This window comes from Micromonospora sp. NPDC047740 (assembly GCF_043204735.1).
Taxonomy (GTDB): domain Bacteria; phylum Actinomycetota; class Actinomycetes; order Mycobacteriales; family Micromonosporaceae; genus Micromonospora.
Map to the genome: position 1 here is coordinate 18,212 of NZ_JBIDCT010000019.1, position 13,576 is coordinate 31,787.

A 13,576-nucleotide genomic window follows, 5' to 3' on the forward strand; every position below is an offset into this window, starting at 1 on the left:
GTGGCTTCTCATCGGATTTGCGGCGTGGAAACCCGGCCGTTTACGGCCGGGAGGAAACGCCGCCCCTCCCTTGCGATGAGTGTCTTACATGGACGGTAAAATGTGAGGCGTGGGGGATGTGGTGAAGCGGGCGTACAAGTACCGCTTCTACCCGTCCCCTGAACAGGCCGAACAGCTGGGCCGCACCTTCGGGTGCGTGCGTCTGGTGTACAACCGGGCGCTGGAAGCACGCACTCGGGCGTGGGCGGTGGACCGCCGGCGCACCACGTACGCGCAGTCCTCGGGGTGGCTGACCGAGTGGAAACGCACGCAGGAGTTGGCGTTCCTGAACGAGGTGTCCTCGGTGCCGTTGCAGCAGACGCTGCGGCATCTGCAGGCGGGGTTCGTGGCGTTCTGGGACAAGCGGGCCCGGTATCCGAGGTTCAAGTCCAAGCGCAAGTCGCGGGCGTCGGCGGAATACACCCGCTCCGCGTTCCGGTGGCGTGACGGTCAGCTCACCCTGGCCAAGATGAACACCCCGCTGGACATCGTGTGGTCGCGGCCCCTGCCCGAAGGGGCGGAACCCTCGACGGTCACGGTGTCCCGGGACGCCGCCGGCCGCTGGTTCGTATCCATCCTGATCGAGGACCCGACGGTGAAGACGCTGCCGCCGGTCGCGGCCGTGGTCGGTGTGGACGCGGGCATCACCAGTCTGCTCACCCTGTCCCACCCGATCCCCGGAATCAGCGACGAGCACGGCAAGGTGGCCAACCCGCGGTACGGGCAGACCGACCGGCGCAAGCTCGCCAAGGCGCAGCAGAACCTGGCCCGCAAACAGAAGGGCTCCGCGAACCGGGCCAAAGCCCGGCTCAGAGTGGCCCGGATCCATGCCCGTATCGCCGACCGGCGGCGCGACAACCTGCACAAGCTGACCACCCGACTCGTCCGTGAGACTCAAACGGTCGCGATCGAAGACCTCAGCGTGCGCAACATGCTCCGCAACCGCCGCCTGGCCCGCGTCATCTCCGACGCAGGCTGGGGCCAGTTCCGCAGCATGCTGGAGTACAAAGCCCAGTGGTACGGGCGCCAGGTGATCCCCATCAACCGGTGGCTGCCCACGTCCAAAACCTGCTCCGCGTGCGGGCGGATCAACACCACCCTCGAACTCAACGACCGCTCCTGGACGTGCCCGGGCTGCAAGGCCGAGCACGACCGGGACATCAACGCTGCCAAGAACATCCTCGCCGCCGGGCTGGCGGAGAGGTAAAACGCCTGCGGAGCTGGCAGAAGACCTCAAGGGAAAATCCTCCCGGAAAGGCAGTCGGCAATGAAACAGGAAACCTCACGGGCAACCGTGGGAATCCCGGCCCCTTCAGGGCCGGGAGGATGTCAAAGATGTTCCGTCCGGGACACGAAGCCATGGGGACTCTCAGGCACGAAAAGGGTCGCGCGCCTCGCAACCCGATCGGGAGGACTAGCGCCCCATTCAAAGGCGGGAGTTGTGGACGCCCGAGGAGGCAGTGGTATCGCCGGCCGCCGGTGCGGGAGATAGCCCGGTCGCGGGTCGCCGGAGGGCCGCCCGCCGACCCGGGCGATCAACGACTCGGTCGGCGTAAGGCCGAGTTCGGCGTGCAACATCGTCGCGTACCGGTCGAACTGCCGGTGAGCCTGTGCGGCGTTGCCTTCGGCAAGGTAGACGTCGATCAACGCTTGGTGCGCGGACTCGCGCAGCGGCTCGGCGGCGATCACCAGGAAAGCGACGTCGATCGCCTCCGGGTATCGGCGAAGCGTGCACAGGCGGCGTGCGAGCGCCTCCAGGGCGCGCAGCTGAAGCTGGCGGAGCCGTTCCCGTTCCATGACCAGCCAGTGTTCGTCCCAGTCCGGCAGTAGCTCCGCGATCAGGGCGGCAACCTGGGCGTCGGCCGGCCGCAGGTCAGGATCGTCGGACAGCAGCCGCAGCGCCTGGCCGCGGCTGTGGTTGACGTCCACGTCTACCAGGTCGTGCAGGCGCAACCGGTCGCGCTCGACCTGGATCAACTGGGGGTGGCACTGGCGGATCCGCCACAGTGCAGTGCGAAGGCTCGCGTACGCACGGTCGGCCGACACATCGGACCAGAGCCGCTCGGCCACTTGATTGCGCGCGCTGTTCGGTCGATTCGTGCAGTCCAGCGCGAGGTATGCGAGCACCCGGCAGGCCTGTATCGGCAGGGCGACGGGGGCGCCCCCAACCCGCAGGTCGAAGCCGCCGAGCAGTGACACGCAGGCCGAGGAACGAGATTCCGTGGCGGGTTTTTTGCGGTGGATCACCGGCATTGAGGGCCTCCTCAACAGGTGCCCGAACCTACGAAACATGCTCGTCCGGCGTTCGTGTCGGGAGCAAGGAAATGTAACGAGCACGACGGACCGCTCGCCCATCAGTGCTGATTGGTGGCCTTTGCCCAGTGCCCGCCGGGCACCCGAACGCCGACGGATACGCGGCGTTGACGCTCCGGCATACGCCGGCCGGGCACGCTCGTCCCCGTTGCTGAGAGTCAGGGGGGGCCGGAATGAGCGTGCTGGGCGGAACGTACGCCGGGACCGCCGATGCGGTCGGGCACTACTCGCCTTTCGCGGGCGTCCATACGGTCGCTGCGGCCCACCCGGCGGCGGCGTCGGCGGACGTGGGTTTGCTGGAGTCGCCCTTCGGCGCCGGGTTGACCGGCGAGTTGCGCGACCGCACGGAGGAGACGGCGGCGGAGCTGCTGGAGACGTTGCGGGACGAGGACTTCGCCGAGGCGCTGGAGCAGCTCGTCGACGAGGCGGCGGCACGGCACGTGGCGCAACAGGCGGCGTGGTCCGCCGCGCCGCCGGAGGCGGAGTCGTGGACTGCGTTGCAGGAGTGGCTCGAGCCATTGGCGGAGGCCTCCGAGCGGGCCATCGGCGGTCTCGCGGAGAGCGTGCGCAGCACCGACGTTCACGCGATGAGCGGTGGCGACTTGGAGTCCTTCCTCGCCTCGGCTGGCGAGGCGGCATCGCTCGGGTCGGAGGGGTTCGACCAGTTCCTCGGCGGCCTGCTGCAGAAGGCGAAACAGGTGGTCAAGGGTGCGGTCAACCTGGCGAAGAAGGGTGTCGCCGCCGTCGGGCGGATCCTGCCGATCGGGCCGCTGCTCGACAAGCTGAAGGCTCTGGTCCGGCCGCTGTTGCAGCGGGTGCTCGGGGCCGCCCTGAACAAGCTGCCGCCGTCGGTCCAATCGATCGCGAAGGCGCTCGCCGGGAAGCTGGGGCTGGGGGAGCGCGAAGCGGCGTCCGGCGCCGACCTGGTCAGCGGGCTGTCCGAGGAGTTGGACCTGCAGCTCACCAGCCTGCTGCTCGCACCGGACACGTTCGACGAGATGGTCGAGACGGCCGAGTGGGAGACCGGGCCCGACGGCGGGGGCAGGGATCGGCTCGCTGACCTCGACGAGGCCCGGACGCGCCTGGCGCGGCAGCTCACCGACCTGCCGGCTGGCACTCGACCGTCCGCCGAGATCGAACAGTTCATCCCCGCGGTGCTGGCGGTCCAGCCGCTGATCAAACTTGGCATCTCCATCATCGGGCGGGACAAGGTCGTCCGCTTTATCGCCGACCGAGTCGCCGACCTGATCAAAGGGATCATCGGTGCAGACGCGGCGCGGGCGATCTCGCAGCCGATCGTCGATGTGGGGCTGCGGATGCTGGGCTTCGAGGTCGCGCCCGACCAGGAGCAGGCGCTGGCCGGTGAGGCCCTCGCGTCGACTGTCGAGGGCACCGTCCTGCGGTTGCTCGAACTGCCCCCCGCCGCCTTCGAGGACCAGCTTCAGCTCGACGGCGCGCTGCAGCAGGCGTTCGCCGAGGCGGCTGCAGCGTACCTGCCCGACCGGCTGCTGCGTGCGGACCTGCCCGAGCGGGAGACCGCGGGCGAAGGCGGCGTGTGGGTGCTGATGCCGAGGGCGGCGCGACCCCGCTTCCGGTTCCGGCGGTACACCCGAACCTTCCTGGTGCCGGTCAGTCGCCAGCTCGCCCGCTGCGTGCCGTGGTCGGACGGCGGCACCCTGGAGACCCACCTGCTCGACCGGGGCGTCGAGCGCTGGCCAGTGCAGGCCGAGGTACATCTCTACGAGGCGCTACCGGGCACTCATCTCGGCCATTTCACCCAGGACGAGGCCGCCGGCGCGCGGTCGCCGGACAGCGGCGAGTACGAGTACCTCACCCCCCAGATCGCCGGACTGCTGGTCGGCGAGCCGGCGCTCGGCCGGGCGCGATCGGCGGGCGGAACGGAGGCGGGCCGGCCGCGACCGCAGGCGGGCGACCGATTCTTCCGGGTCAGGGTGCCCGGGTTGCCGCCCCGGTCGCGGCGGTACCGGCGGATGCTCGTCCGCCTCGACGCCTCCGGGCAGCTGCGCGTCCTGCTACGCCTGTCCGAGCGGCAGGCACAGCAGATCCTCACCCGGCTGGCCGGGGCGGCCTCGGCCGGACAGCGTGACCTGCCGTCGGTCCTGCTCGCCCTGCAGGGTCAGTACCGCCGGGCACTGCCCGCCGTGCTGGCCGCCCGGCTGCTCAAGCGGTCGCTGATCGCCGATCCGGGCCAAGCCCGCGTCGCGGCTGACCGGGTGGTCGCCGCGCTCACCGCCGGGCTGTCGAACTTCCTGAACAAGAACGCCGCGCAGTTGGCGTCGGCGGTGAGCGACCCGGCCGACGGCGTGACGATCACCCTCACGGTCACTGGGCTCTCCCGGCAGACCCTGGCCGCGGACCTTCCGCCAGCGCAGGTCGGCGTGCAGCCCGGGAGGCAGGGTCGTGGCTGACGGTGCCCTGGTGGTGGACCCGCAGGTGGGTCCGGCCACCGCCGAGGATCGCGCCACGCTCGCTGTGGAGTTGCGACACTGGCGGCGCGCGGCCGCCGCACTCGCCGAGCTCGACACCGTCGCCGCCCCCGCCGCGTGGGGGGCGCTGGAGTCGTACCTCGGGCTCGGGGTGCGGGGCAGCCTGCGGGCGGTCGCGGCGCGTGTCACCGCCCAGGCCGACCAGTTGGTAGCCAGTCTCGCCGCCGCCACCGACCCCGCCGACCTCGACCGGGTGCGGGCTGCCCTGCTGCGGCTGCGGCGTGACTACCTCCGGGCGGAGACGGTCATCGACTTCTTCGGCGACGCCGTGAACACCCGCACCAACCCGCGGATCGCCGGGATCCTGCGCGGGCTCGACGCGCTCGCCGTCGACAGCATGGAGCGGGGCCTCCGCCCGGTCGGTATCGACGTCCCGCCCGTGCTGACCTATCTGGACAAGGGGATCGGTGCGTCGATCCTGCGGGCCGGTGCCCGGCTGTGGGACGCCTCCCTCTCACCCGTGGCAGCTGTCAAGATCACCCGCCACAACCTGTGGCGACCGACGTCCCTCATGCACGAGACCGGCCATCAGGTCGCTCACCTGACCGGCTGGACGGCCGAGCTCGGTGCAGCCCTGCACGACACACTCGCGCCGTTCTCCGCGCTGGCTGCCGAGACCTGGCGGGGCTGGGCCGGCGAGGTGGCGGCCGACGTGTACGCGTTCGCGCTGCTCGGCTACGCACCCGTACCCTCGCTCGCCACGGTCGTCGACGGTGAGACCCGCGCGGTGTTCCGGATGCCGTTCGGCGATCCGCATCCGTTTGCCTGGCTGCGCGTGCTCTTCAACGTCGCGCTGTGCCGGTCGTGGTTCGGGCCCGGCCCGTGGGACGGTCTGGGAGCGGCGTGGTTGGCGCGCCACCCGCTGGAGCGGGCACCGCACGACGCCGCCGCGGTCGCCGCCGCCACCCTGCCCCGCCTGCCCGCGCTGGTGGACGCCTGCACCCGGACGGCGATGCGTGCCTTCGGCGGCGTGCCGCTCGCGACGGTTCTCGATCCGCGGCGGGTGGCGCCCGCCGAGCTGGAACGGCTGGCGCAGCGCGCCGGCCCGTCGCTCTACACCTCGCGCTACCTGCAGCGGATCGAGCCGATGCGGGTTCTCGGCTGGATCGTCCTGCGCGGCGTCACCGCCGGCACACCCGGCACCGACGTGGAGAACTGGCTACGCCGGATTGGCAGCGAGCAGGCGCCAGCCGCATAAAAACAGGGGGGGACGACCATGACCACCAATCAGAACAACCAACTGGCGGAGATTCTCACGAAGATCGCCAAGATCGAGGAGCGGCAGGCCGAAGCGCTCGCCGCGCTGGTGTCGGACCGGGAGCGCGCACCGCTGGGGGGCATGGGCATCGGGCAGGCCGGCATCGAGCTGCGCTTCCGGGCGCTGCGCAACGCCCTCGGCAACATGGGCCGCCGGGGTGAGACGGACCTGGCGTTGCGGCAGGTGGAGCTGCATCCCGACGACACACCGCGGCTGGTCTTCGTCGACGGGCTGCCGTTCGGTACCGAGCACATCACCCTGTTCCTGGCCGACGGCAAGCAACGAGCGGTGGCGGCGTCCGCGCTGACGGGTCAGCCACCCCAGCTGCTCAAGCCGGGGGAGGTCCGCACCATCCAGTTCGACGACGAAGGGCACCGGCCGCTCGCCTTCGCCCTCGTCCGTCGCGTGCCCGCTGCGGGCGCCGGGCCCATCAAGTAAAGCGAAAGGTCATCGACATGTTCCGCACGTTGGCCCAGTTGATCAGTGATCCGACCCTGAAGGGCGGGCTGGCCCCGGACCCGGCCACCACGTTCGCGATTCATCCGATACAGCTCAGCCGCTGGCTGGAGGAGATCTGGGCCGGCGGCGGCGTCGCGTCCTGGCCCCAGGCATCCGCGACGCCCAAGGCCCTCGGGGACCCGGCCGTCATCGACCGTCTCAAGCTGCCCGACAATCTCCGTGACGTCGGTCTGCGATCGGGTGTGCGGCCGACGTCGCCCGCAACCACCCAGCCCGCCTTCGCGGGGCCTCCGGCGCTCGGGGTCGACCTTGGACCGCTGCCCTGGGAACACATGATCTACCCGTACCTGGTCGAGAGCACCGGCATCCTCCAGATCATGGCGGAGGTCGTTCGGCGGTACGTGGTCGGCGAGACCTTGCCGACTCCCTCCGTAGCGACCGTGGCCTGGGTGCGGGCCACCGAGGAACTCTTCTTCCGTGACCCGCCGCTGTTCCACGTCGGCGGGCTCACCAGCCAGCTCCGGCCGGACGCCGAGGTGAACCGGCGCAACGCGTACTGGCGGATGTTCGGCTGCGACCTGCCGCACCCGCCGCGTGGCCCGATCCAGGGACAGCCCTGGAAGCAGGACACCGGACCGGGCGCCAACCTGCGCTTCATCGAGTTGTGGACCGACCTGCTGCGCCAGGTGTGGGTCGGCATCGAGAACGATCGCAACCAGGTCGGGGCCAATCCCACGGACCCGAACTACGTCGGCTACCTCTGCCAGACGATCGGCGAGCTGCTGCGTCTGCGGCGGCGCGGCGGGCTCCTGGCGCGCGAGGAGTTCGCCTACGGCGCGATGCTGAGCTGGTTCCACCTGACGGTCGAGTTCGACACGGCGGTGGTGGAAGACCTGAGTGCCGGCGCCGGGGGCACCGGCGGCAATCCCGCCGACCGGTTGGCGGCGATCGGCACCCGAGTCGGCATCGTGCCGCCGCGGCACGCCCGTGAACTGTTCGAGCTGGCCGACCTGCTGTCGCCGGTGCTGTGGTTCATCGAGCTCGACCAGTTCAGCGCCCCAGCGAACGCCGAACTGCTCTACCGCTCGTTCGGCACGCCGAACCCGCCCATCCGGGCGACGATGAACCGGATCATCGACCTGTGGCAGTCGGCCACGGGGGACCGGATCAAGGACTCGGCGGTCACGACGAGTCGTTCCGCAGGTGGGGCGCCCCAGGCACAGCCGACCCGGCTCCCGACGCCCACCTCCTCCACGCCACGGTTCAATCCGGCGGTCCCAGCACCGCTTGGCCCAAACGCGAACGGCGCGAGCGCCGCGCACCGGCCGTGATCGGAGGCGGAGATGGACACGGCGGCGGAATCGACGGTGTTCGCCCCCCTCGTGCAGCCCCCAGAGGGCGAGCAGGCCGGCCGGTGGCCGCTGCGAAACGACGTGTTCGCGCGCATTGACGAGCGGGAGGAGTACGCGTCCGCGGAGCCGGAGTCGGCCGGCCACAGCCCGACGGTGGAGCCGGTCTCCGAACTCGAATCGGAGGATCACGCTCTGGAGCCGGACCTGGCCGACCTCACGCCCGAGCCGGTGGACTACCGCCCCGAGCCGGAGTTGGCCGACTACGGCCCCGAGCCGGAGTTGGCCGACTACGGCCCCGAGCCGGAGTTGGCCGACTACGGCCCCGAGCCGGAGTTGGCGGACATCGCGGCTGAGCAGACTGGTCCCCTCACCGAGGACACCCCGGCCGAGGAGTCGACCCTCACGGTCCAGGTGCTCCCCGGACGCCTCGTGGTGGAGCGGCACCCGATGCTCGCCGCGCACGTCGGCAAACCGCCCGACCTGATCGTGAAGTGGAACGCGATGACCGAGCCGTCGACCGTCGACGTGGTGGTCCACCTGCACGGGTACTCGAGCCGAGGCCGCGCGATGAACCTGGTTCGCGACAAGGAACCGATCAGCGGCCTCGACTTCCAGGACCCCGCTGGTTCGGGCTCACCAGGACGGACGTCGCCTACCGTCATGGTGCTGCCGCGCGGCCACTACTTCGGCGGGCGCTCCGGCATGGGCTACTCCTTCCGCGCACTGACGAAGCCGGGCGCGATCCAGGCCCTCATCAACGACGCTCTCGCCCGCTTCACGGCGGAGACCGGTGCCAGCGTGACGACGGGACGCCTCATCCTGACGGCACACTCCGGCGGTGGCGCCCCGCTGATGGCGATCCTGAAGCACACCGACCCGGATGAGGTCGTCACCTTCGATGCGCTTTACACCAATCCCGCGCCACTGATCGAGTGGGCCCGGCGGCGCATCGCACGCGGCTCCGGGTCGTTGCGCGTCATCTACCGCGCAGGCGAAGGCACCGCCGCGCACAGCGAACAGGTGCACCGCGCGATCCGTGGATCGGCGCCGGACACGTTCCGGGTGGAGCGCACCCGCGTCGGGCACAACGACATCCCACAGCGGTACGGCTGGCGCCTGCTCGCCGACCCCGCCGCGCGACTGCCGGACACATCCGCTCCCCGCACCCAGAACGAAGCAGAGGACGAAGAGTACTTCGGCTCGACGGGGTGGCGCTTCGAAGACGTCGAGAGTGAACAGGACGAACTCCTCTTCGAGGAACGCTACGGCGGCGCCGACGAGGGCCCGACGGCCGACGTCATGCCCTCGGACGAGGAGTCCGGCGAGGTCGAGACGGAAGAGTGGCAACGGGACCGGGAAGTCGCCGGCGAGTTCCGGCCGGGCCAGCACGAGGCGTTCCCGTCCGGCCTGGTACTCACAACCGTGTCCGGTCCCACCGGGCCCGACGAGGAGCACTGGGACCCGAACGGCACCAGTCTGCCACTGTATGACACCGGCCCTGCCGTACGGGCGCAGCGGCTCTCGGCGAACTTCACCGTCGGCGAACTCGTCAGCAGCGGCGGGCGAACCGCGGACAAGGCCAGAATCTCGGCGGAACTCGTCCGCTGCCTGCAGGCCATCCGCGACCGCGTCGGCAAGCCGATACGCATCACCTCCGGATACCGCTCCTGGGCGCACAACGTCGAGGTGTACCGCGGACGCGGCAAGACACCCACCCACAGCCGGCACTGCAGCGGCCAGGCCGCAGACATCAGCATCGCCGACATGACCGGCATGGAGATCGCCAAGGCAGCGATCGACGCCTGCGGTGACCGAATCGGGGTCGGCATAGGCGGATCCTTCGCCCACATCGACGTGCGGGGACGTTGGACCCGGTGGACGTACCTGAGCAAGGACGCGGACCGACGGGCGCTCGCCGAAATCGACGCCTACCGGACAGGGCGAGCCAGGCCAACCCGGCCCACGCCGACCCCGAGCCCGCCGACGTCACCAACTCCCGCGACGAACACCACCAGGACCCCCGAGCGTGCCGCCGGCCGGGTCACACTGGGCAAGTTCAGCAAGTGTGCCAAGGGGGAACAGCTCGGTGCGCGCGCGATCGCCGACCAGTGGCGACAGCTGACGGGGCGCAAGGCCGGCACCTTCAACTGTCGGCTGATGGCGTCCGGTAAACCCTCCCTGCACGGCGAAGGCAGATCGGCCGACCTCTACGCCCGGGCCGGCGATCCAGGCCAACGGGCGCAGGCCGACGCCTACGTGGCATGGCTCGTCGCCAACGCCGTCGAACTACAGGTCGCGGTGATCATCTGGAACGGGAGGATCTGGTACTGGGGACGGCGAGCCGAGGGCTGGCGACCGTACCCCGGCCAGAACAAGCACACCGACCACATTCACGTCGATCTCAGCTGGGAGGGTGCGCTGCACCCCAGCACCCTCTTCGCCGGCCCGGTACCGGGACTGAACGGAACACCGGCGCCGGCTCCGGCGGGCGGGTCACACGTCGCGACCTTCGTACGGGAGCACCTGCCGCACGCCAAACGCAGCCAGGACGAGACGGGCGTCCCGTGGTTGGTCACGCTCGGCCAGGCCGCCCTCGAGTCCGGGTGGGGAAGACACGCACCGCGGAACAACTTCTTCGGCATCAAGGCCAAGGCGAGCGATCCGGAATCGACCCGACAACTCCTTCGTACGAAAGAGGTGCTCCGCCACCCCAACGCCGTCTTCCCCGAGATCATCTCGGTGACACCCCGGCCCGACGGGAGGTACGACTACGTCGTCAAGGACTGGTTCCGCGCATACCCCTCGCCAGCCGAGGCGTTTTCCGCGCACGGCGCGTTCCTCCGGCGCCACAAGCGGTATGCGCCAGCGTTTGGTCACGTCGGCGACCCCTACGCGTTCGCCCGGGCAGTCGCCGCGGCCGGCTACGCCACCGATCCGTCCTACGCATCGGTGCTGACGAGCGTGATGCGAACGATCGAGAAAGAGGTGGAGAGGGGAGTGCGGTGACCATCCGATCGCAGCGCGTCTGAGGTGGGCGTGACCGGACGATCATCGCCGCCGCTGGTTGTCGCACGAGCCCCATCGCGGTGGGCGACGGCTGGGCGTCGCGGGCCGGAAGTCACCGCCGATGACGAGAATGCCGCTCGCCGTGAACGCAGCCCAGCACGCGGGGGACTCTCAGCGCCGAGCGCGGCGCTTGCGGGGAGCCGATCACCACTCGAGCACCGCAGCCGCCTGGGCGAAGCGTTCGTCGTCCAGCAGTTCGTCGGATTGCGACATGGCGGCCATGGGGCTGGCCGGCCGATCGGCAGCCGCCGCTACGACCACCTCTGGAAACGCATCGGCGAACGCCTACCCTGGGTCGCCGCCCAGGGCATCTCCACCCACTGGCTGCGCCACACCACCCTCACCTGGGTGGAACGCCACTTCGGCTACGGAGTGGCCCGCGCCTACGCCCGCCACACCGACCGCTGCGGACCCGCCACCACCACCTATATCAAGGCTGACCTGCAGGCCGTCGCCGCCGCCCTCGCCGCCATGACCGGCCAACTCCACCCGCTAGCCGCCTTCACGCCTACACCCGATAGGTAGGCGACGGTCGTGCCGCAGTCAGTGCATGGGGCCATTACCCCCGGGTCCTGCGCCCGCAGCCCCCAATCGGTAGTAACAGGCGCACGCCACTTCGGCGAACCGCTCCGCATCCGGATCTGCCGATGACAGTACATCACTTAGACGTGTTGAATGCTCGCTAGCTAACAAAAGGCTTGACCGATCCTGTTTGAAGCGGCACGCTGCGGGAATCGAGGCACGCTTCTAGCGAGAGGGCACTTATGTCCGCCGATCCAGGGCCGCACATTGTCTTCTCGGTCGAGCCTGACGAGGCGCGATGGCGGGGCTACGTTCTCAAGCTAGGCACCAGCCGCCATGAGTTCTCGGAGCCCGACAGCCCCTCTTTTGGCTTCGGCAGCCTGTATCGAGGACCTGGTGCCATGTTGGACCAGTGGGTGACCCTTCTAGAAGGGTTGTCACCGGCCGGCGGCGCAGTGATGCTTCCATACAATTTCTCCGACCAGTGCACCGGTTGGCTTCGGGCCTCCTCGCCGGACGGTGTCGTTGTCGAGGTACAAGCGGGATGGAGTCTCCTCGGCCAGTACTGCTTCGACCCGTCGGACTTCGCCTCCGTTGGGGCATCCCTCAGCGACTTCACGCCAATACCCAACGCGCGCATCCAAGGTCGAATATCGGACGTCCTCAACGCGCTCAAGGCATGCCGTGGCACATACATAAACTCGATTTTCGCTCAGGACTAGGACAGACCTTTCGGCGAGCCACTATGGGGCCGGCAGGCACGGTTTGGATGAACACCCACCGGCCAAGGTCAGCCACCCTGGTCTGCCGCGATGAGCGCGTAGCCGATGAGCGGACTCCTTTATGTGCGGAATCGGGGTGGGCGCTGCCGCCCAGCCGGCCGTCCCTGATGCCGCTACCAGATGATGATGCCGCGGCGTACCGCCTTGGCGCGCTCCACAGCGTGCCGCATATTGGTCAGGTAATGGAGAATACGATCCGCATCGTATCCAGTCGCGGCGGATAGTTGCTCGACGTTCTCTGCCAGGAGTACGCACTCCTGCTCGAAGGCGTCGAGCTGGCCGGGCGGGACCTGGAGATTCCCACGGTTCTCGACCGTGATGTCAGCGAGTTGCGGCAGGGACGTCGCGCCGAGATGTCGTGCGGCTGCGGAGCCCCACAGCTCATAACGAAAGCTTTCAGCTCCTACTCCAGTGCTGGTGCCCGGCGGATCCACGACAACCTCCCGACCGGCGTAGGCGTCGTCGTCCGGTATCCACACTGAGATATCGAGGCTCATCCCCGCACTCCCGTCATGTCTCGAATCACGGCTACTGTATTCTCCGGTGGAGGCATCGGCTCGGAGAGCGGGCAGCGACCGCCAGGCGGGCTCGACGGTCGCGTGGTATGCAGCCACGACGTCGTTCATAAACGTTTTCCACTGCAGGAAGGGAAACTCGATGCCGCCTGGACTGCGGATGGTGAGCGGACCCCACCCGTCCTCTTCGGCTTCCGTGAGGGCCCAGCCTTCGGCGCTGGCGACCTACCGGTATCCGGACCTTGCCTCACGGCAATCCCAGTGATCGAGCTGGTACGCCAGCCGCTCCTGCAAGCTAGGACCGAACCGCGGCTCTGGCAGCGACGGCCCTTCGCGGAGCAGGTTCAGGGCGACAGCGAGCATCGGCCGAGCAACGCGTATCTCCTCGTCGGTGGTCAGCGGTGTGAAGCGTGACAACAGCGCAAGGAATACGTCGACTGGTACAACCACCGCCGTCTTCACAGCTGGTGATGAAGCACTACCCGCCGAGTTCAAGGCTGACGCGGTCGCGTTGTACCGGTCTCGGCCGGGGGTGACGATCGGGCAGGTCGCTGACGATCTGGGTGTCAGCCGGGAGACGTTGCGCAGTTGGGTACCGATACTGGCGCTGGCGGAGAGAGCAGCCCTGGTCATGATCAGGTCGCAGCGAGCCGGCTGAGTGCGGAAGGATTCAGCCAGTTCCGGACCCTGATGGCCCTTGAGCAGCAGGCGCCGGAAAGCAACGCTTAGCCGTGCTGGCCCCACCTCGACATCGAAGGCGTTC

At 69.3% G+C, this 13,576-nt stretch carries 9 protein-coding genes and 1 pseudogene; 8 read left to right on the forward strand and 2 right to left on the reverse strand.

What is annotated here, in order from left to right; translation table 11 throughout:
• The first annotated feature begins 109 nt into the window (after nucleotides 1–109).
• On the forward strand, nucleotides 110–1,246 hold the full coding sequence (locus tag ACGF4F_RS29185; protein WP_393082168.1) for an RNA-guided endonuclease InsQ/TnpB family protein: 1,137 nt from the start codon (nucleotides 110–112) through the stop codon (nucleotides 1,244–1,246).
• 122 nt (nucleotides 1,247–1,368) lie between these two features.
• On the opposite strand, the gene ACGF4F_RS29190 is transcribed toward ACGF4F_RS29185, so the two are convergent.
• Nucleotides 1,369–2,292, reverse strand: coding sequence for a BTAD domain-containing putative transcriptional regulator (locus tag ACGF4F_RS29190; protein WP_393082171.1), 924 nt, complete (start codon nucleotides 2,290–2,292; stop codon nucleotides 1,369–1,371).
• A gap of 233 nt (nucleotides 2,293–2,525) precedes the next feature.
• Between ACGF4F_RS29190 and ACGF4F_RS29195 the strand changes: the two genes are divergently transcribed.
• From ACGF4F_RS29195 to ACGF4F_RS29220, 6 genes are all read left to right on the forward strand, one after another.
• Complete coding sequence (locus ACGF4F_RS29195) at nucleotides 2,526–4,781, forward strand: hypothetical protein (protein ID WP_393082174.1); 2,256 nt, start codon at nucleotides 2,526–2,528, stop codon at nucleotides 4,779–4,781.
• Nucleotides 4,774–6,057 (forward strand): hypothetical protein, encoded by a 1,284-nt coding sequence (locus tag ACGF4F_RS29200; protein WP_393082177.1) that lies wholly within the window; start codon nucleotides 4,774–4,776, stop codon nucleotides 6,055–6,057. Before ACGF4F_RS29195 ends, ACGF4F_RS29200 begins: the two co-directional genes overlap by 8 nt.
• Before the next feature lie 18 nt (nucleotides 6,058–6,075).
• Nucleotides 6,076–6,555 carry a hypothetical protein gene (locus tag ACGF4F_RS29205; protein ID WP_357446732.1) on the forward strand — a complete coding sequence of 160 codons (480 nt, stop codon included), beginning with the start codon at nucleotides 6,076–6,078 and terminating at the stop codon, nucleotides 6,553–6,555.
• 17 nt (nucleotides 6,556–6,572) lie between these two features.
• Complete coding sequence (locus ACGF4F_RS29210; protein WP_393082180.1) at nucleotides 6,573–7,907, forward strand: hypothetical protein; 1,335 nt, start codon at nucleotides 6,573–6,575, stop codon at nucleotides 7,905–7,907.
• A 12-nt stretch (nucleotides 7,908–7,919) separates the two neighbouring features.
• Nucleotides 7,920–10,934 carry a glucosaminidase domain-containing protein gene (locus ACGF4F_RS29215; protein WP_393082183.1) on the forward strand — a complete coding sequence of 1,005 codons (3,015 nt, stop codon included), beginning with the start codon at nucleotides 7,920–7,922 and terminating at the stop codon, nucleotides 10,932–10,934.
• A 264-nt stretch (nucleotides 10,935–11,198) separates the two neighbouring features.
• The gene (locus ACGF4F_RS29220; protein ID WP_357446723.1) at nucleotides 11,199–11,519 is read left to right on the forward strand and encodes a hypothetical protein; all 321 of its coding nucleotides are present in this window, start codon (nucleotides 11,199–11,201) and stop codon (nucleotides 11,517–11,519) included.
• Nucleotides 11,520–12,411: 892 nt separating this feature from the next.
• Here ACGF4F_RS29220 and ACGF4F_RS29225 read toward each other — a convergent pair.
• Nucleotides 12,412–12,795: a hypothetical protein gene (locus tag ACGF4F_RS29225; protein WP_393082186.1), complete on the reverse strand. Its 384-nt coding sequence runs from the start codon at nucleotides 12,793–12,795 to the stop codon at nucleotides 12,412–12,414.
• Between the two features lie 490 nt (nucleotides 12,796–13,285).
• Here ACGF4F_RS29225 and ACGF4F_RS29230 point away from each other — a divergent pair.
• A pseudogene (locus ACGF4F_RS29230) lies at nucleotides 13,286–13,408 on the forward strand (transposase); the annotation flags it as partial.
• Nucleotides 13,409–13,576 lie beyond the last annotated feature (168 nt).